Here is a 19,400-nt window from a genome sequence, read left to right on the forward strand (position 1 = left end):
ATAAATAGTACTAAATGCAGAATTAATAGTGTGCTTTATTTTAGTGTTTTTTTAACATTTACGTAATGAAAAATAGTTTTTCAAAATTGAATTGGAGAACCTTAGTAGAGGTATTATTGATAATTGCGATTGTCAGTTTATTGATATTCCTCATTTTCCATGTTCTATAGTTCATGGAAATGGCTGAGTTGTTCAATCGTTTTTGAATGATTCTTATTACTAACCTAATTTATTCTAAAATTTATTTAAGATGAAGCTAAAACTGAAAATTGCGATCTTTACTTTGATGCTGTGTGGCGTCCAAAGTATGTTTTCGCAGACAAAAGCAGTTAGTGGAACTGTAACCGATGACACAGGCATGCCGATGCCAGGTGTTGCGGTGGTCGTTGAAGGTACCACTAATGGTGTGCAAACGGATTTTGACGGAAATTACAGTATTTCAGATGTCTCTTCGTCCGACAATTTGGTTTTTACCTATGTTGGAATGAAAACACAAACTGTAGCAGTAGGTGGACAAACTACTATTAATGTAGTTCTTGAAACCTCATTAGAGGCCTTGGATGAAGTGGTCGTTATCGGTTACGGAGTTCAGAAAAAGGCTTTGGTAACTGGAGCAAACTTGAACCTTAAAGGGGAGGATATTGCTATGTTAAACACTGGAACCGCTATGGAAGCACTGCAAGGTGTTGCACCTGGTGTTAGTGTAAGTCGTAACAATGGAGCTCCTGGAGCTGGTACTAAAGTAACCATTCGTGGTTTAGGTACAATTGGTAATTCAAACCCTTTATATATTGTTGATGGTGTTGCGGTAGGAAATATTGATTACCTAAGTTCAGGGGATATCGAAAGTATCGATGTTTTGAAAGATGCAGCTTCTGCTGCTATTTATGGTTCTAGAGCAGCAAATGGTGTTGTTTTAGTAACCACTAGACAAGGTTCTAAATCAAAACAGGCATCAGTACATTATGAGACCTATTATGGTTTTCAGAACATTTACAAAAACCTTTCACCTTTGAATGCACAAGAATATATGTATATCATGGATGAGGGTAGAGTGAATGATGGTTTGGCTCCGAATAATTGGGAAGCCTTAATTAAAAACAACGCATGGTTAAACAATACATATCCTGGACAATTAGGTACGCAACTAGGAGAGCATGTATGGAATAGACTTCAAAATGGATGGGAAGGAACCAACTGGATTGATGAAATCACCATGAAAAATGCACCTGTTTCCAACCACTCCCTTAATATCACTGGAGGAAGTGAAGATATAACGTATTCTCTGGGTGTGTCTTATTTGGATCAGGCTGGTATTATCGGTGGTAATGTTACAGATGCTGGTTTTAAAAGACTTACCACTCGTTTAAATACAGAGTTTGTACTCTTTAAAAATGATGAGAGAAGCCTTGTAACCCTAGGAGAGAACTTCACTTATTCTCAAACAGACAACAGAAGTGTAGCTACTGGAAACATCTACTGGAATGATTTGCATAATGCATTAGTTCAACACCCATTGATGCCAGCGTATTGGGCTGATTCTCCTGATAATAATGGGTTTACGCCAACTATGGATGGAATTTCCAACAATTCTCACAATCCAATTGCAACGATGTTTTACCGTCACAATTATGCAAATCTTGGAAATAAAGGAAATACCATTGTTGGGAACGTATATCTTGAAATTGAACCTATCAAGAACTTAAAGTTGCGTTCTTCATATGGGGTAAATGCCTGGTTTGGGCATAGTCGTTCTTGGACACCAATTTTCGCTCTTGGTTCCTTATATAATAGCCCAACAGACGGTGTTTCTCAAAGTTCTTATTTAGGGAATACTTCTACTCTGACCAATACCATATCATATGAAACAAGTTTTGGAGATCATAATTTGACAGCTTTAATTGGAAACGAGTTAATCCAAAATGAAGTTAATTTTGAAGTTGGTGGGAGTATGTCAGGATCTCAATTTGAAGATCCTAGATTTGCCTTTTTAAATAATGTAACTAAATCTTCTATTGGAGCGATCAATACCAATGGTGCTGATTGGGCAGCTGGAGGTGGAGGACTCTTGTCATATGTGGCTAGAGCACAATACAACTACAAAGAGAAGTATATGTTTTCTGCAACAATGAGAGCGGATAACTCTTCAAATTTCGCAGAAGGTAACCGTTGGGGATATTTCCCATCTGTATCGGCAGGTTGGGTGCTTAGTGAAGAAAACTTTATGGCCGACAGCAATATGTTTATCAAACTAAGAGGAAGCTGGGGACAAAATGGTAATCAATCAATCGATAACTTCTACTATAGCTCAACAGTGTCTTATATATCTCCAGGTTATTATTTTGGAGATACAAAGCCAACTGGAAATGTGACTTCTATTCCAACGAGAATACCTAATCCAGATGTGACCTGGGAAACTTCAGAACAATTAGATTTTGGTGTGGATGCACGATTCTTTAATTCAAGATTAGCTTTTACGGCAGACTGGTACAAAAAAACAACTAAAGACTGGTTGGTTTTAGCACCTGTTCTAGGAACCGCTGGCGCAGCTGCTCCTTTTATTAACGGAGGGGATATTGAGAATACTGGTGTTGAAGTAGTTCTTTCTTGGAATGATAACGCTGGTGACTTTAAATATGGCGCTACTGTTAGTGGAGCATTTAATAAAAACAAGGTAACCAAATTGGCAAATGCTGAAGGTATTATCACAGGGGAACCAAATATCTTATCACAAGGGACATCTTATATATCTAGAGTTCAAGTTGGTAAACCAATAGGTTATTTCTATGGATTGGAAACAGATGGTATTTTACAAAATCAAGACGAAGTAGATGCTTATGTGACTCCGGATGGAACACCTTATTTCGATGATCAACGACCTGGGGATGTTCGTTTTGTAGATCAGAACCAAGACGGGGTTATTGATGATAACGACAAAGTAGAACTAGGGAGCCCTCTGCCTGATTTTGAACTTGGTATTCAATTAAATGCAGAGTACAAAGGATTTTATATAAATACCACATTAGCTGGTAAGTTTGGAGGGCAAGTTATGCAATCGTATCGTTCCTTTGCAGATAACTTTGATCAAAACTATACTACAAGTATTTTTGACCGTTGGCATGGAGAAGGAACTTCAACACGTCTTCCCCGATTGAGTTCTGGTTCTAACAGAAATACCAACTTAATTTCTGATATCTATTTGCATGATGCAGATTATTTAAGAATTAGCAACCTTACCGTAGGATTTAAGTTAGGACAATATTTAGAGCATATTGATTACATCAAAGAAATCAAACTTTATGCTTCTGTCAATAACTTGTACACTTTTACATCTTATGACGGAATGGATCCAGATGTATCTTATAGTGGAAATGATAATACTGGATGGGCTTCTGGAGTTGATCTAGGATTGTATCCATTACCAAGAACTGTAATGCTTGGACTGAGTGTTGACTTTTAATCGAAAATAGAAAAGACAATGAAAAAAATTATATATACTTTATCAGTGGTTGCAACAGCCTTTATAGTCAGTTGTAGCCAAGAATTTACAGATACGGACAACCTCTACGAAAAAGGTCTTGATAATTATTATAGTAGACCACAAGATATTGATGAGGCTATGGCTGGTGTCTATCATGCGCTGTATTCTGCTGACGCAATGAATGATGAATCCATTTCAGCCAACTTGCTTTCAGACATGATGTTTGGAGGCGGAGGCCCTGATGATCGTGCGGCTAAAAATATTGATGGATTTCAAGATCCAGAAGAGGATACTTATAAAGATTTATGGGTGCAAACTTATAATGGTGTATACCGTTGTAATATCCTAATTGAAAAACTTTCTGAAGCTGACTTTTCTGAGCACTTTTTGACGGAAGAAGCAGAGCAAGAATATTTGAATACCGCACTCGCAGAAGCTTATTTTATGCGAGGATTCTATTACTTTAGAGCTGCCAAATTCTTTGGTGGAGTACCATTATTAGTTAATTCTGACGATCCAAAAGACTTACCTAGATCAAGTTATTCCGAAACCTATGCACAGGTTGCATCTGATTTTAAAACAGCGATTGAACTGTTCCCGTCAGCAAATGGATCTGGACCCTCTACAGAGAATTATGGACATGCTAATAAGTGGGTAGCACAAGGGTATATGGCAAGGGCTTATTTGTATTATACTGGTTATATGACCAATATTGAAGGACAACCCACTAGTGATTTACCACTTCCTGATGGAGGATCAATATCCAAATCTCAAGTGGTAGCCTATTTAGATGAGGTTATAAACAACAGTGGTTACGGATTAGTTGATGATTTCAGAAACCTATGGCCATACTCCTATGTAAATAAAAGTGCAGGTGAGGTTGTTCTTCCTTGGGCTGAAGCTGAAGGATTAGACTGGGCTGGACAAGATGGTAATACGCCAACATTTGGGAATGGGAATAATGAATTTATGTTTGTGAAACGTTATTCTCCTTCAACTTGGGATGACGGACAACAATTTAACAACCGTATGAGACTCTTTTTTGGTATACGTGATAACAACATGATCCCATTTGGACAAGGTTGGGGTATGGGAACAGTTAACCCAATTCTGTGGAACCAATGGGATGATGCCGATCCTAGAAAAGAAGGTTCAATTATTCAATTAGGTAACGCTGAACAAGGAACTGAAGGTTGGCAATCAGGTTTTGGAGATCATGAAACCGGCTTGATGAACAAAAAGTACACCACTCTTCAACATAATGATCCAGCAGGGGTGCAAGATATTAAAGGAATGTTTTGGTTTATGTATGATATTACAGTCGGTGATATGCAATTGTGGTCAGCCCAAGATTTTGTGTTCATGCGATATGCGGATGTTTTATTAATGCATTCTGAAATAACTGAAACCGCTACTGGTTTAAATGCGGTACGAGGACGTGTTGGACTTGGAAATGTGGGATACTCCTTACAAGCACTAAAAGAGGAGCGTAAACATGAATTTGCTTTTGAAGCACTTCGTTGGTTTGATTTGGTACGTTGGGGAGATGTGGATTCTGCATTTGGCGCTCAGATTGAAGTTCAAAACTCTGGTATTGACGCTACATATAGTGTTCAATATAGACCTGAGACGAAAGGATTAGTTCCAATTCCTGAATCTGAAATTAGACTCTCTAATGGTATTTATCAGCAGAATCCTGGTTGGTAATCTTTTTATAAACTTAAAAATATTAATAAGATGAAAAAAAATAGAATTATAAGTTTATTGGGGAGCGCCTTGTTACTAATACTTGGAGCATGTCAGCCCATAGAAGATAGAGATGTGCTCGAGAGCACATTAAGTATGGATGATGTTAAATTAACTGCTACTCAGGCTACTGAGGGAGGAAATTTAATCGAACTAAGCATGGATACCCCAGGAGTTACTGGGTACTGGGATTTTAATGTAGGAAAAGCTTTAACCAATAAACATGAATTTATATACCCAATTCCTGGAGCAATCACTTTTTCGTATGTTGGAACTCTTGGTTCGGAATTCTTTACTAAAACAATTGAAGTTCAAATTGATCAACTAGATCATGAACTTCCTCAAGATTGGTATGATTTGGTCGGTGAAGATACTTCTGCTGGAAAAACGTGGGTATTTGATGGTGGACCTGAAGCTGATGGTGGTCAGTGGTGGTATATGGCTGCGCCTGATGATCCTGCTGGGGCGGGAACTCCATGGTGGAATGCCGCAGGAGAATGTTGTCCTCCAGTAGATGCTGCAGGAAAGATGACATTTGATCTCAATGGAGGTGCTAATTACACTTATTACTCTGGTCCTGACGCTGCACCTCAAGTGACCTCATTTGTGTTGGATGTAGGTAAACAAACTCTGCAGATTAACGATGGAGGCAATATTTTAGGAGCTGAAGAGCCAAGAGGAAATCCTAATGGGTCGTATTCCATTATTTCTTTGACTGAGGATGAACTCATATTGTATCGTCCTAATAATGGAATTCCAGATGATCCCCATGGATGGGTATGGGTTTTTAAACCAGAATAAAAGGAAAAACTTAATAGGTTAGTTTTTTATATTTAGCTAGAAAGACCCCAGTACTATTATCAGTGCTGGGGTTTTTTAGTTAAATACTTTGAAATTAAAATACTTTTACTTGCTAAATATTTTGGTTTTGAAGTACAATGTATTTTATTAGATTGTCTATAGGTTTTCTGACAAAAGAACTAGCTCTATAACCACGATTTTTGAGTTTTTTGATAATGATATCTTGTGCATAATAGGCAATGGATCCTACAAAATGAACAGGATATTTTTGTAGTTCTTGATGGTAATGTGTTAAATAGGTTTCAATAAAACTCTCAATTACGTTATCGAGAATTTCTTGTGCGAAGGGCTCTTGTTTATGTTTGAAAATAAACTTTCCAAAAGATGCCAAATATTTATTTGGATTTTGGTTATGATACAATTGTTGTAATACTTGGTTTAAGTCTACATCAAACTGCTCTTCAAAATCCTTTTTGATGCGCGCCGGCATTTTGTGATGAAAGTAAGCTCGAAGTAACTCTTTTCCAATGTGATTTCCGCTTCCTTCATCAGATAATACATAGCCTAATGAAGGTATTCTTTGAATACATTCCTGACCGTCGAAATAACTACAATTCGATCCCGTACCTAGAATACAAATTATTCCAGGTTGGTCAGTTGTCGCGTGAACTGCCGCGATTACATCTTCTTTAATACTGATATGGTTGGTGTTTTGGAAAATTTCTTCCAAAATCAATTTCATTTTTTTGTCTGCACTTACTGTGCCGCACCCAGCTCCGTAAAAATGAATTTGGGTAATTAAACTTTTATAGGGTTGTAAATCTGTGTTCTCACGTATAATTGAAAAAATTGCTTTATCACTTAAGGCCATAGGGTTTATACCTTCTGACTGCGCGGTAAGCAATTGTTTGCCATCAGTATCTGCAAGTACCCAGTCGCATTTGGTTGAACCGCTGTCTGCTACTAGTATCATATTATTATTTATTAGGGTGTGAAGTACCTAAAGTTATTACTTTGCCTTGGTACTTTATTTATATTAATCAAAGGAGCTCTAATAATTCGGGCGATATGAGCTCCTTTGATAAAGCTAACATAATTTTAAAAGTGATAGCGTTTAAAAGCTTCTATTGCTTCGTATTCCGCTAATCCTAGATTATCATATAATAGGGCAGTGTTTCTGTTGCGTTCTTGAGCTCGTACCCAGAACTCTCGAGAATCCTCCCCTTGAAACATTACTCTGTCTTTTTGCGACTGGTGGAAAAGAATGGCGTTGATTTTCTTATTCATTTCATCTGGGCTCAGAGGAACGGCCATTTCAATATCAGCGATATCCCATTCATGCCAAGCTCCTCGGTATAGCCATACCCAACAATCATCCATAAAGTCTAAATGTTTGATACTGGCTAGGGATTCAAAAATAGCATCTAGACAAAGCTTGTGTGTCCCGTGTGGGTCAGCTAGGTCTCCTGCAGCATAGATTTGATGTGGTTGTATCGTTGTTATTAAATCAGAAATTAACTGTATATCCTCTGGCCCTACAGGGTTCTTCTTCACCTCACCCGTTTCATAGAACGGAAGATCTAGAAAATGGACTTTGGAATCATCCAAGCCAAGGTACCTTGTGGCGCCATACGATTCCATCCGTCGAATTAACCCTTTGACCTTTCTGGTCTCCAAACTATCTCCATATGCAGTAGTTTTAGAATTCAAGAAGGATATAATCTTTTTGAAATTTGTTTCTTCTGTACTGGGACTCAGTAAGTTCGCAACTTCAGCAAATTTTAAAGCCTCTTCATCGGTAACGGCAATATTTCCTGAGGTTTGATAAGCGACATGAACATCGTGTCCTTGTTCGATCAATCTGGAGAAGGTTCCACCCATAGAGATCACATCATCGTCAGGGTGTGGACTGAATATAATGATGCGTTTTTTCTCCGGTGATTTACGTTCAGGACGATTGGTATCATCAGCATTTGGTTTACCTCCTGGCCAACCTGTAATGGTATGTTGTAGTTTGTTGAATATCTTAATGTTTAGGTTGTATGAAGAACCTTCAATTGAAAGTAATCCAGACATTCCATGCTCATTATAATCTTTGTCTGTTAATTTCAGAACAGGTTTTTTGAGTTCTTCACTAAGCCACGTAACAGCTTTTAATTTAAGGTTGTCGGTCCAAACACATTGACTTACTATCCATGGAGTTTTGATACGGCTTAGTTCTGATGCCGCCTCCTGATCCATAATCATAGTGGTATTAGGATGATTCTGTAAGAAACTTGCTGGAATAGTTGCGGTAATCTGTCCCTCGACTGTTTCCTTTATAATGGAAGCTTTTTTATGTCCCCAAGCAAGCATGATTATTCTTTTAGATTTCAAAATGGTGCTAACTCCCATTGTGATCGCTTTCTTAGGTACGTTTTCAATACCGTTAAAGTCAGATGCCGCATCACGTCGAGTGATGTGATCTAAAGTGATAATACGAGTTCCTGAATTGATGTGAGAACCTGGTTCGTTAAATCCAATATGTCCTGTTCTACCAATACCTAGTAATTGAAAATCAAGACCACCTAGTTGTTTGATTTTCATATCGTAATCAATACAGTATTGATTGAGTTCTTCTTGACTCACTTGGCCACTGGGAATATGGATGTTTTCAGGATTGATGTCAATGTGATCAAACAAATGCTGATGCATAAAGTAGTAATAACTTTGTCGATTTTCAGCATCCATTGGATAGTACTCATCTAGGTTAAAGGTTATTACATTGTGGAAACTAAGTTCACCATTTTTATGAAGTCTAACGAGTTCTTCATATACCTTAATTGGAGAAGAACCAGTAGCTAGCCCTAGCACACAAGCCTCGCCTTTATCTTGTTTTTGGCGAATGAGGTCTGCGATTTCAGCAGCCACCACCTTAGATGCCTCATAAGAGTCTTCAAAAATCTCATTGTGGATCTTCTCAAATTTGGTATCTTCAAATTTACCGACCTGTTTGTGTTTAATTTGTTGTATCATTTCGTATTAGCCTTTTTTAATGTTACCAAAAAGTAGTATTGTATATTTTGTTATTTTATTGTCAAAAAGTTGTTTTTTGTTATTAATATGTGCTTAATTTATTGTTTTTACTTATTTATAGATATATTTATTTCTAATTTATTAAATTTTATTACATTTCCTTTCTATTGATGTGATGGATTTTAGATTGCCCTCGTCATTTTTATAGTTCATTTTACTTATCTTAAGTTGAAATTCAACGAATAAAAAGTAAAATTTACTTTAAGATTGCTACTTTAAAAAGCTTTTTATACCAACAGCACGGATAAGGCAACAAACAACATTAAAAAGGAGATAACAGTTTTTGAGATTTTGATTTTTGAAAATTTATTTTGGTTATTCTTTCGAATAGTTATATTTTTTCACAATAATTGTAAATAGATGTATAGAAGCTACTGATGAATAAACTGGGGACCATTGCAAGGAATACTATTACTTTTAAGTATCATTTCTTTTTTTGGGTATGTTATTTTCTAATTAATCTCGTTAGATGGGGGAGTTATTTTAATGATTATTCCTACTCTTTGAAATCAAACCTAGTAGAGTTTCCGCTCCATATTCTGATTGTATATTTTAATATCTACTATTTGATTCCAAAATTCCTCTTAAAAAGGAAGTACTTCACTTATTTTTCAGTGTTACTTCTAGCTTTGGGAGTGCATTATAGTGTAAGGACGGGTCTAAATTTTTATTTAGTCTCTAAGGATATATGGCCAGAAGCTATCGGGGTGCAAAAGCCCTTTAGTTTTAATCACATTCTGGCTGTATGTATAGGTGAACTATATGTGTTGAGTTTAACGGCCGCCATCAAGTTTACAGTAGAATTTTTAAACGAACGAACTAAAAACCGAGAATTGAGGGAATTGCAATATCAGACAGAACTCAAGTATTTAAAGGCACAAATGCAACCTCATTTCTTTTTTAATACACTTAATAATTTATATGCCTTGACCTTGAAAGGTTCCCAAACAGCGTCTAATGTGGTACTTCGCTTATCTGATTTCATGAAATACGTGATCTACGATGCTAAAAAGAGTGAGGTGTCTTTAGTTAAGGAAATTGAATATATTGATAATTATATTGCACTGGAGAAACTAAGACATGGGGAGAACTTTGAAGCAGAAATTGGCATTAGTGGGAATATAGATGATGTCCTTGTGCCGCCTTTGTTGTTTTTACCCTTGGTCGAAAATGCATTTAAACATGGTGTAAAAACTAAAGATGATCAAAATATTACGGTGGATTTTGAAACCCGAGACAAGCAACTGATCTTTACTATTAAAAATTATTTTGATTCTGGGCAAAAGCAACAAACCCCAGGAGGGATTGGTTTAGTTAACCTAAAAAGACGCCTGGAAATGTTGTACGGGGATCGCTATAGTTTTACAAATCAATTACATAAAAATCAGTATGTTGTGACTTTAATAATTCCGATTGCATGAATATAAATTGCCTAATCATAGACGATGAGCCACTAGCGATTCAGGTACTTGAATCGTATTTGAAAGAGTTTTCTAATGTGGAAGTGGTTGGGGTTTTTAGTAATCCTATTGATGCTTTGCCTGCTTTTAAGCGGCCTGATGTTGATGTGGTATTTATGGATATTAATATGCCTAGAATGAACGGATTGGAGTTTTTAAGGAATCTTAGTTCACATCCTTTAATAATTATAACTACGGCCTACAGAGAGTATGCAATTGAGAGCTATGAATTGGAAGTGTTGGATTATCTTGTAAAGCCAATTCCTTTTAATCGGTTTTTAAAATCATTCAATAAATTAAATGCTCGATTGTTGCAGTCGAAGGGTCTAAAGCAGGTAGGGGATTTTGATCAAGATCCTCATATCTTTTTAAAGGTCGACAAAAAACTGATTAAAATATTTTTAAGTGAAATATTGTATATAGAAAGCTTAAAGGATTATATCAAACTCCACAGTAGGGAAGGAACTTTTATTTCACATAAATCCTTGTCAAGTATTAGTGAAGAGCTTCCAGCGGAGAATTTTATAAGGGTTCATAAATCATATACTATTGCTATTGATAAAGTGAAATCTATTGAAGGGAATCTTATTGAAATAGCTGATAAGAAAATCCCAATTGGTAGAAATTACGTCAAATATGCCAAGGAGCGAATTTTAAAAGACAAAGGGAATTTTTTAACCGAATAATATCTAAATAGAAACTATTAACTAAGTATTATATAACTCATGACAACTACCTCTCAGAAATCAAACAGTCTAGTTCCTATGATGGTCATAGCTGGGCTATTCTTTATTTTCGGTTTCGTTACATGGATCAATGGAGCTTTGATTCCATTTATGAAAACCATCAATGAACTTACAGACGCACAATCTTATTTGGTGGCTTCGGCTTCCTATATTTCTTTTGTGGCTATGGCTTTGCCTTCTTCTTATATTATTAATAAGCTAGGTTATAAAAAAGGAATGTCTTTAGGACTAATTATAATGGCCATCGGGGCACTGGTGTTTATTCCAGCTGCGGAGGCACGTACCTATTGGGTGTTTTTAGCGGGTATTTTTATTCAAGGATTAGGAATGACTATTTTGCAAACTGCATCAAATCCATATATAACCATTCTCGGACCTATTGAAAGTGCGGCAAAACGAATCTCTATTATGGGAATCGCTAATAAAAGCGCTGGGGCTTTGGGATCTTTTATCTTCGGAGCATTATTATTATCAGGAATAGATGAAATTCAAGAGAAACTCGCTCTTGTGGATGATGCACAAAAGAATGCATTACTTCAAGAAATGGCAAACTCTGTAGTTCTTCCATATATTGTAATGGCAGTGGTTTTATTTGTATTGGCACTACTAATTAATAAAGCGCCTCTTCCAAATGTAGAAGCTGATGAAATTGAAGAAACAGAAAGCGAAACAGGAGTGGTGAGGACTAAAAAGACAAGTATTTTCCAATTTCCACACCTATGGTTAGGAGTTTTAACCTTGTTCTTGTATGTAGGTGTTGAAGTGATTGCTGGTGATACTATCATATCTTATGGAATCTCGTTGGGAATGACTGGAGAAGAAGCTAAAGGGTTTACTTTTATGACTCTTATGGCCATGGTAGGTGGTTATATTTTGGGTGTGATTTTAATTCCAAAGTACCTTAACCAAACTACTGCACTTAAGATAAGTGCTATACTGGGTATTGTTTTTGGAATAGGGATTATCAGTACAACAGGATTTACTTCAGTGTTATTTGTTGCTGCTCTTGGATTTGCAAATGCCTTGGTATGGCCTGCAATTTGGCCACTGGCGTTAAAAGGGCTTGGGAAATTTACCGAAACGGCCTCTGCTTTATTAGTGATGGCAATTTCTGGTGGGGCAATTATTCCTCCACTTTATGGATATCTAGTGGATCAAGGTAAAGCCGAATTAATTCAAAGCGGTGTTGAACAGTCTGTCGCAACGGCTGAGGCTGCAACTTCTAGCTATTGGATCTTGTTCCCATGTTACGCCTTTATACTGTTTTATGCCCTATACGGTCATAAGGTAGGATTGAAGAAATAACAACCACCAATTAATATTGTATAGAAGAGCCTCAATCATTGATTGGGGTTTTTTTCTTCTGAAAAAATCATCCTATAGGATGTAATTGTTAAGTTAGTTAGGCTGTTACTTTATAATTATTTGGTGTTTGGAAAGTAGGGAGAGCGCGCCATGAGTCGAAAATATGGCATTTTTTAATATATTATTCTCAGGATTCAATTGTATATTTTTACATGAGTATAAATCGGCTTTTTCAAGGTTGGTGTTAAAGAACACTGCATTACTTAAATCACAATCATCTAATAAGGCTCCAGTTAAATTTGTATGGGAAAAATCTGTATGCTGGAGGTTACAATTTTTAAAATTAGTGGATTTAATGTCTAAATTTTCAAAGGATGAATAACTCAAATTACATCCTTGGAAATGAAATGAAAGTAAAAATGTAAGACATTCAAAAAAATGTAAACCAATGAGCTTGGTATCAAAAAAGGTAACATCTTTAAATGAGCAATTCTTAAGGTGAGCACCGCTAAAATCACAGCTGTGGAATTCACATTCTACAAATTGAGTGTTGCTTAAATATACCTCACTAAACTTACATTTTGAAAAGATGCAGTTATCGTACTCTCCTTTTTTAAATGCAGTAGTGCTGAAGTCTATATTTTCAAATTCTTGATCCGCGATAAAAGGATTCATGGTCGGCTGTTATGTAAAAAGCCACGTTGCGATAACGTGGCCTTGATTATTATTTTAATAAATGTGGTTTGATTTATTGGATAACTCCTCCACAGCTAATTCTTCCACCAGCATCACCACTAGGTTGTGAGGTGAAATCATCTGTTCCTTGGTGAACAATAACCGATTTTCCTAGGATATCCTTTTTCTCGTCACCACAACCGATACACCATTGGTCGGTGTCGAAAGTGATTGTTCCGTTTCCATTCTCGTCAGCTTGGAAGTTTCCGATATCTCCTTTGTGGTATCCTTCAGAATCTCCCCACTTACCATGTTTTTCAAAAGTTGGATTCCAGTGTCCTCCAGCGGAACTACCATCAGCTGCACTACAATCTGCATTTTCATGTAAATGTATTGCGTGTTCTCCAGGAGTAAGTCCGTCGAATACTGCCGTCATAGATACTTTACCATTTTCTTCTTTAAAAACTACGTTTCCGCTTACATTGGAATCGCTTTTAGATTCCATGGCTACCTTAACCTTCTTTACTTCTTCCTTTTTCTCAGGAGTTTTCATCTCAGTAGTAGTACTTTCCGCACCGCTTACTGAGCTATCTTCCTTTTTACTGTTCTGTTTACAACTTACACCTAAAACGAGTATCGATGCTAGAAGTAATAGTTGTATTCTTTTTAAAATCATAGTATTTAAAATTAAATTATTTAGTTGTTTTAAAATGGTTGTCTTGTGATATGCTACTTTGGGTTCTATTACCTTAATAGCGAGCAAATCTTCTAAAAATCAAATGTTAAATTTAATCTAAAGTAAGAAGAAGTTAAGAGTTATTAAAATTTCATAGGCAAATTAACGTAGTTTTCACAATGTAATAGCGTTAATTTTACTGATTTAACCAGGCATTTCTTAAGGCCAATTGTTTTAATTTAGGGGTTGCTAACATCTTTAATTGTAGTTATTTAATATCTTATTGGAGCTAAAATACCAATGTATAGAATTGTAGCTCGCCTTTATATAACTAAGATCATCTACCAAAAATGCGTTTTTGAATTTCTTTGATCTCCGATTTGTTAGATTTAATACCAGCAACATTTTAATAGTACCAGATTATTAAATAACCCAGTAACATAACCTGATTGTATGAATTCATATTGGCAATAGCGGTATTCCCACATTAAAGGTCATTAGTAAGGGATTAGAATCAGAAGTCTTGACAATACCCGTTTCGAATTAGGATTTGAACATAATTAAAATTTTCTATTTAACTTTAGCTTAAAATTAAATATTTCCATGAAGTATATAGTGTGCGAAGAACCTTCCAATTTTAAATTAAAAGAAAACAACATCCCAGTTAAAGGCCCTGGTGAAGCATTGCTAAAGATTCATCGCGTTGGTATTTGTGGGACGGATCTACATGCCTATGCTGGAAATCAAGCCTTTTTTAATTATCCAAGAATTCTTGGACATGAATTGGCTGCGGAGATTCTTGAGGTTGACCAAAACCACCAAGGTTTTAAACAAGGAGATAAGGTAATTGTGATGCCATATGTGAGTTGTGGGAATTGTATTGCTTGTAGGCGAGGGAAAACAAATTGCTGCTCAAATATTAAAGTATTGGGTGTTCATACAGATGGTGGAATGCAGGAGGTCATCACGGTTCGTACTGACCTTTTAATTCAAGCCAATGAATTAACCTATAATGAAATGGCAATTGTTGAGCCACTAGCTATTGGAGCGCACGCACTCAGAAGGTCCAATGTCCAAAAAGAGGATTTTATAGTTGTTATTGGCTGTGGACCTATAGGAATTGGGCTTATGAAACTCGCTCAAATCATTGGTGCCCATGTCATTGCATTAGATGTGAATAAGGATCGTTTGCGTTATGTGGTTGATCAAATTGGAGTACAACATGCTTTTAACGTCTTGGAAGATCCAGTTAGTCAAATTTCTGACTTGACTAATACAGATATGGCTACTGCGGTATTCGATGCTACAGGTAACAAAAGAGCTTTAGAAGCTGGAATTGATTATATGGCACATGGAGGAGAATTTATATTAGTTGGTCTTTCAAAAGAGGACCTCTGTTACTCTCATCCTAAAATACATGCCAAGGAAACTACTCTCAAATGTAGTCGTAATGCTACCGTAGAAGACTTTGAATTTGTAATAAAGCATTTGAAAGAATTTCCAACGGATTCCTTTGTCACTCATCAGGTTCATTTTTCAGAAATGATTTCTAATTTTGATTCCTGGTTAGACCCTAAAACAGGGGTTATTAAGGCGATGGTTAATTTTGATTGATTATTCTTCAAATCTTAGTAACCATTTTCGGAAAGAATCCTTGCCATACAAAAATCGATTTGTACTATAAACCTACCTTCTTTGGGTACATAGGCTATAATTTTTTCGGATCATTTGGTCGACTTAATTTTATGCTGTAACAATCACAGACATGATACTTGTTTCAATAAGTACGTCTTATGTCTAAAATCTGCAACTCGTAATTATAGTTTTTTAAAAGTGAAATTCTTTATCTAGTAGAGCAGCTGAGATTTTCAATTTTAGCTCTAACGGGTGCAATGATGCTACTTTTGACTTATAGAAGTATTAACCACAAATTAAATTTAGTAATTTTATGGTTGGTTGTCTATAATACATCAAAGTAAAAAACAGGTTAGTTTAAAATCAATTGTGAACATGTTTGAATTTCTTCAAAATAAGATTAATGATACCATAATTATTTCAGATCAAGAATTTGAACATGCCAAAACCTTTTTCATGCCTAAAAAACTCCGAAGAAAAAGGTTCCTTCTACAGGAAGGCGATCCTTGTGTCTATACTTGTTTTGTTGAAAAGGGACTATTAAGGAGCTTTAGAATAGATGACAAAGGAAACGAACATATCCTTCAATTTGGTATGCAAGGATGGTGGGTAGCCGATCTATATAGTTTTCTGACAGGTGAAGCCTCCGAGTATAATATTGAAGCTCTTGAAGATAGCGAGTTACTTTTGATTACTAAACCCTCCTGGGATCAGCTTTTAAGTGAACTACCCGTATTAGAGCGTTATTTCAGAATTCTCATTCAAAACAACCTGATTGCTACCCAGAACAGATTAATGAGAAACATGACCATTACTGCCGAGCAACGGTACACTAATTTACTTAGTGAATTCCCTGGCATTTCACAACGGGTGCCTCAGCATATGATAGCCTCATATATCGGGGTTACCCGAGAAACACTTAGTCGCTTACGCAGCCAAATTAGTCACCAATAAGACCCAATCAGAGCTTTGTCGAGGTAGTTTAATTAGCAAAAAAACATTTACAAAACCCATGTAAGTATTGTCTTCGCTTTGGTTTATCCACTGCATTTAAGAATCTCTTAAGTTTTAAGTGTGACATAGGTCACGCTCATTTCATATCATAGGTCATTGGCTAGGAGGTTCTATGAGTCTAAATTTGTAGTATAAATTAATAATCATTAAAACATTTATATTATGGCAATTTCAAAATGGACTATCGACCCAACACACAGTGAAGTAACTTTTAAAGTGAAACACCTTATGATTTCAACGGTAACTGGAAGATTTAAAGTATTTGAGGGATCGCTTGAGTCAGTGGATGATGGGTTTGAAAATTTAAAAAACATAGAATTCACAGCAGATATAGAATCTATTGACACTAACAATGATCAACGTGACGAACATTTACGTTCTTCTGATTTCTTTGCTAATGATGAGCATCCTAAATTGACCTTTAAAGCAGCAGAATTCGACGTGAAAAACGATACACTTCAAGGTGAATTAACTATGAGAGGAATCACTAAACCAATCACACTCGATGTCGATTTCGGTGGGGTTGTAGTTGATCCTTATGGACAAACTAAAGCAGGATTAACGGTTAATGGGAAAATTAGTCGTAAAGATTTTGGATTGACTTGGAATGATGTTACCGAGGCTGGAAGCGTTGTTGTTAGTGATCAGGTAAGACTGAATTTAGAGGTTCAGTTTGTAAAACAAGCGTAACATTACTACAGCAATCCTGGAAATGAAAATAAAAAAGTTCCAGGATTGCTCTTAATTCATTCTCAATGAAGCCCAAGACAATTACAATCATAGGAGAATATGAGAATTTTCCCCAAATACTGTTAGAGGATTTAATAGCTCAAGATCTTCAGTTACTTTTCATATCCGCAGGACAGCAAAAGGATGCAAGGTTTATAGAAAAATTCGACGAATTAGAAACACTCGCAGAACTTGAGTTTATTAGTTGTGAAAAACAAGCATGTTGGGAAGCGGATGTAATTATACTTTATAATCCATCCGTAATTCAATCTAAGATACTAGAAAGAATAAGGGAAGTAGCTACTCAAAAGACAATATTGATCATTAGTACACAATCAACTACTATCAATTTTAAAGCATTACTGCCACATTCAAAAGTAATTGAAATTCAGGAAAAAGAGATTAAAGAAGATACTCTTAATACCTATTTTTCTTTAGGGGAAAAGAAAGTCTCTACCCCCTTAGATTCCCATTAAAATATAAATAACTATGGAAATTAAAATTTGGTCTGACGTAAGATGCCCCTTTTGCTATATAGGTAAAAGGAAATTCGAAATGGCATTAGAGGAATTTAAGCATAAGGACAATTTAAAGATAACTTGGAAGAGTTTTCAACTTGATCCTAACCTTAAAACAGATCCATCGATGAGTACCTTGAATTATTTTGTAGATACTAAGGGTGTCTCTATCGATCAAGCTAAGCAAATGTTAGGTGGTGCAACACAAATGGGCGCAGAAGTTGGGCTAAGGCTCGATTTTGAAAATTCAGTTTTAGCAAACTCATTTAATGCCCATCGTCTTATCCAAATGGCAAAATCAAAAGACTTAGGCAATGAGATAGAAGAAGCTCTTTTTAAGGCGCATCTTGAGCAAGGAAAAAACATTGATAGTCATGATGAGCTGATACGTATTGGAAGTTCCATAGGAATGGATGCTGAGGAAATTAAAAGGATGCTTAGTTCAGAAGACTTCTCATATCAGGTTAAGCAAGATGAGCTTGAGGCTAGAAATATTGGGGTAAGAGGAGTACCTTTTTTTGTGCTAAATGATAGATTCGCAGTATCAGGAGCACAATCTTCAGAGATGTTTCTTCAGACACTCGACAAGGCTTGGGAAGAATTTTCTAAAAGTAAAAGCGAACTGGAAATAACCGGCGGAGCATCGTGTTCTACCGATGGAATTTGTGACTAACAAAAATAAATATTATGAAAATAGCAGTAATTGGCGCTACAGGATTTGTAGGCGCAGAGGTGTTGAAAGAAGCTCTTGATCGCAAACATACAGTGGTTGCAATAGCTAGAAACACTGATAAAATCGAAATTAACAACGACCTTCTTACCAAAAAGGCCGTTGATGTGAAAAACATAGATGAATTGGCTCAGGCGGTATCTGGGAGTGATGTTGTAATAAGTGCCTTTAATCCAGGATGGACCAATCCAAATATATATGATGAATTCCTCGAAGGTTCAAACGCCATTCAGCAGGCCGTAAAGGATTCAGGGGTTAAACGTCTTATAGTAGTTGGGGGAGCTGGTAGCTTGTACCTAGACCAGAATACCAAGGTGATCGATGATCCTAATTTCCCTGCAGCTATTAAACCAGGAGCTATGGCTGCTTCTGAGTATCTTGATGTCTTAAAAAAAGAAGAAGATTTGGAGTGGACCTTTTTTAGCCCAGCCTTAGCAATGGCTCCTGGAAAACCACAAGAACGTAAAAATACCTATCGAAAAGGGTTAGAAAACCCAGTTTTTGATAAGCAAGGTAAAAGTGAGTTGTCCGTACAGGATACCGCGGTTGTCCTGGTAGATGAAGCAGAAAATGCCGCTCATGTAAGAGAGCGATTTACGGCAGCCTATTAAAATGATTTTAAGTGGAAGTGGAGAATTGGTAAAAGAGTGGGAGGTTGTTAATTTTCTTCCACAATAATTGAACTTTTTTGGTTGGTTAAAAGTTCGAAATACCCTTGATTAATTGTCTGGTGATACCAGGTGAGCATCAGTGGTTCAGATTGTATCCACTTCCATTTTTTATAAACCAGAGCGTAAAACCCATTGATC

The 19,400-nt window shown here is 36.3% G+C and carries 16 protein-coding genes; 12 read left to right on the plus strand and 4 right to left on the minus strand.

Annotation, left to right across the window (positions count from 1 at the left end; all coding sequences use genetic code 11):
* Window positions 1-250: 250 nt before the first annotated feature.
* The 3 genes from I215_RS06760 to I215_RS06770 are packed head-to-tail and all read left to right on the plus strand — an operon-like array spanning window position 251 to window position 6,028.
* Window positions 251-3,460 (plus strand): SusC/RagA family TonB-linked outer membrane protein, encoded by a 3,210-nt coding sequence (locus I215_RS06760; protein WP_051009172.1) that lies wholly within the window; start codon window positions 251-253, stop codon window positions 3,458-3,460.
* 18 nt (window positions 3,461-3,478) lie between these two features.
* Window positions 3,479-5,188, plus strand: a complete 1,710-nt coding sequence (locus I215_RS06765; RefSeq protein ID WP_008991220.1) for a RagB/SusD family nutrient uptake outer membrane protein — start codon at window positions 3,479-3,481, stop codon at window positions 5,186-5,188.
* A 30-nt stretch (window positions 5,189-5,218) separates the two neighbouring features.
* Window positions 5,219-6,028, plus strand: a complete 810-nt coding sequence (locus I215_RS06770; RefSeq protein ID WP_008991221.1) for a hypothetical protein — start codon at window positions 5,219-5,221, stop codon at window positions 6,026-6,028.
* Window positions 6,029-6,140: 112 nt separating this feature from the next.
* Here the strand turns inward: I215_RS06770 and I215_RS06775 are convergent, their stop codons facing one another.
* The gene (locus I215_RS06775; RefSeq protein ID WP_008991222.1) at window positions 6,141-7,001 is read right to left on the minus strand and encodes a BadF/BadG/BcrA/BcrD ATPase family protein; all 861 of its coding nucleotides are present in this window, start codon (window positions 6,999-7,001) and stop codon (window positions 6,141-6,143) included.
* 125 nt (window positions 7,002-7,126) lie between these two features.
* Window positions 7,127-9,043, minus strand: a complete 1,917-nt coding sequence (gene nagB / locus I215_RS06780) for a glucosamine-6-phosphate deaminase (protein WP_008991223.1) — start codon at window positions 9,041-9,043, stop codon at window positions 7,127-7,129.
* A 626-nt stretch (window positions 9,044-9,669) separates the two neighbouring features.
* Between nagB and I215_RS06785 the strand changes: the two genes are divergently transcribed.
* Genes I215_RS06785 through I215_RS06795 form a run of 3 tightly spaced genes read left to right on the plus strand, consistent with a single transcriptional unit; the run spans window position 9,670 to window position 12,614 of the window.
* Window positions 9,670-10,524, plus strand: a complete 855-nt coding sequence (locus I215_RS06785) for a sensor histidine kinase (RefSeq protein WP_237738935.1) — start codon at window positions 9,670-9,672, stop codon at window positions 10,522-10,524.
* Window positions 10,521-11,249, plus strand: coding sequence for a LytR/AlgR family response regulator transcription factor (locus tag I215_RS06790; protein WP_008991225.1), 729 nt, complete (start codon window positions 10,521-10,523; stop codon window positions 11,247-11,249). Before I215_RS06785 ends, I215_RS06790 begins: the two co-directional genes overlap by 4 nt.
* A gap of 39 nt (window positions 11,250-11,288) precedes the next feature.
* Window positions 11,289-12,614 (plus strand): sugar MFS transporter, encoded by a 1,326-nt coding sequence (locus I215_RS06795; protein WP_008991226.1) that lies wholly within the window; start codon window positions 11,289-11,291, stop codon window positions 12,612-12,614.
* Window positions 12,615-12,719: 105 nt separating this feature from the next.
* Here the strand turns inward: I215_RS06795 and I215_RS06800 are convergent, their stop codons facing one another.
* Together I215_RS06800 and I215_RS06805 are read right to left on the minus strand one after the other, a co-directional pair.
* Window positions 12,720-13,289 (minus strand): pentapeptide repeat-containing protein, encoded by a 570-nt coding sequence (locus tag I215_RS06800; RefSeq protein ID WP_008991227.1) that lies wholly within the window; start codon window positions 13,287-13,289, stop codon window positions 12,720-12,722.
* Window positions 13,290-13,362: 73 nt separating this feature from the next.
* Entirely contained in the window at window positions 13,363-13,965 is a 603-nt protein-coding gene (locus I215_RS06805) for a superoxide dismutase family protein (RefSeq protein ID WP_040459961.1), read from the minus strand.
* A 603-nt stretch (window positions 13,966-14,568) separates the two neighbouring features.
* Here I215_RS06805 and I215_RS06810 point away from each other — a divergent pair.
* The 6 genes from I215_RS06810 to I215_RS06835 all read left to right on the plus strand — a co-directional run bounded on the left by I215_RS06810 (window position 14,569) and on the right by I215_RS06835 (window position 19,202).
* On the plus strand, window positions 14,569-15,579 hold the full coding sequence (locus I215_RS06810) for a zinc-binding alcohol dehydrogenase family protein (protein WP_008991229.1): 1,011 nt from the start codon (window positions 14,569-14,571) through the stop codon (window positions 15,577-15,579).
* A 396-nt stretch (window positions 15,580-15,975) separates the two neighbouring features.
* Window positions 15,976-16,554, plus strand: a complete 579-nt coding sequence (locus tag I215_RS06815) for a Crp/Fnr family transcriptional regulator (protein WP_008991230.1) — start codon at window positions 15,976-15,978, stop codon at window positions 16,552-16,554.
* A gap of 222 nt (window positions 16,555-16,776) precedes the next feature.
* Entirely contained in the window at window positions 16,777-17,304 is a 528-nt protein-coding gene (locus tag I215_RS06820) for a YceI family protein (RefSeq protein ID WP_008991231.1), read from the plus strand.
* Between the two features lie 65 nt (window positions 17,305-17,369).
* Window positions 17,370-17,819 (plus strand): hypothetical protein, encoded by a 450-nt coding sequence (locus I215_RS06825; protein ID WP_008991232.1) that lies wholly within the window; start codon window positions 17,370-17,372, stop codon window positions 17,817-17,819.
* 13 nt (window positions 17,820-17,832) lie between these two features.
* Complete coding sequence (locus tag I215_RS06830; RefSeq protein WP_008991233.1) at window positions 17,833-18,534, plus strand: DsbA family oxidoreductase; 702 nt, start codon at window positions 17,833-17,835, stop codon at window positions 18,532-18,534.
* A gap of 14 nt (window positions 18,535-18,548) precedes the next feature.
* Window positions 18,549-19,202, plus strand: a complete 654-nt coding sequence (locus tag I215_RS06835; RefSeq protein WP_008991234.1) for an NAD(P)-dependent oxidoreductase — start codon at window positions 18,549-18,551, stop codon at window positions 19,200-19,202.
* The last annotated feature ends 198 nt before the right edge of the window (window positions 19,203-19,400 follow it).

This window comes from Galbibacter marinus, assembly GCF_000300875.1.
Taxonomy (GTDB): Bacteria; Bacteroidota; Bacteroidia; order Flavobacteriales; family Flavobacteriaceae; genus Galbibacter; species Galbibacter marinus.

What these genes read in the sequence shown, in the direction of transcription:
- I215_RS06810 (WP_008991229.1), top strand. Translation starts at nt 14,569, where the DNA reads ATGAAGTATATAGTGTGCGAAGAACCTTCCAATTTTAAATTAAAAGAA.
- I215_RS06775 (WP_008991222.1), bottom strand. Translation starts at nt 7,001, where the DNA reads ATGATACTAGTAGCAGACAGCGGTTCAACCAAATGCGACTGGGTACTT.
- I215_RS06830 (WP_008991233.1), top strand. Translation starts at nt 17,833, where the DNA reads ATGGAAATTAAAATTTGGTCTGACGTAAGATGCCCCTTTTGCTATATA.
- I215_RS06820 (WP_008991231.1), top strand. Translation starts at nt 16,777, where the DNA reads ATGGCAATTTCAAAATGGACTATCGACCCAACACACAGTGAAGTAACT.
- I215_RS06825 (WP_008991232.1), top strand. Translation starts at nt 17,370, where the DNA reads ATGAAGCCCAAGACAATTACAATCATAGGAGAATATGAGAATTTTCCC.
- I215_RS06770 (WP_008991221.1), top strand. Translation starts at nt 5,219, where the DNA reads ATGAAAAAAAATAGAATTATAAGTTTATTGGGGAGCGCCTTGTTACTA.
- I215_RS06805 (WP_040459961.1), bottom strand. Translation starts at nt 13,965, where the DNA reads ATGATTTTAAAAAGAATACAACTATTACTTCTAGCATCGATACTCGTT.
- I215_RS06800 (WP_008991227.1), bottom strand. Translation starts at nt 13,289, where the DNA reads ATGAATCCTTTTATCGCGGATCAAGAATTTGAAAATATAGACTTCAGC.
- I215_RS06790 (WP_008991225.1), top strand. Translation starts at nt 10,521, where the DNA reads ATGAATATAAATTGCCTAATCATAGACGATGAGCCACTAGCGATTCAG.
- I215_RS06815 (WP_008991230.1), top strand. Translation starts at nt 15,976, where the DNA reads ATGTTTGAATTTCTTCAAAATAAGATTAATGATACCATAATTATTTCA.
- nagB (WP_008991223.1), bottom strand. Translation starts at nt 9,043, where the DNA reads ATGATACAACAAATTAAACACAAACAGGTCGGTAAATTTGAAGATACC.
- I215_RS06765 (WP_008991220.1), top strand. Translation starts at nt 3,479, where the DNA reads ATGAAAAAAATTATATATACTTTATCAGTGGTTGCAACAGCCTTTATA.
- I215_RS06795 (WP_008991226.1), top strand. Translation starts at nt 11,289, where the DNA reads ATGACAACTACCTCTCAGAAATCAAACAGTCTAGTTCCTATGATGGTC.
- I215_RS06835 (WP_008991234.1), top strand. Translation starts at nt 18,549, where the DNA reads ATGAAAATAGCAGTAATTGGCGCTACAGGATTTGTAGGCGCAGAGGTG.
- I215_RS06760 (WP_051009172.1), top strand. Translation starts at nt 251, where the DNA reads ATGAAGCTAAAACTGAAAATTGCGATCTTTACTTTGATGCTGTGTGGC.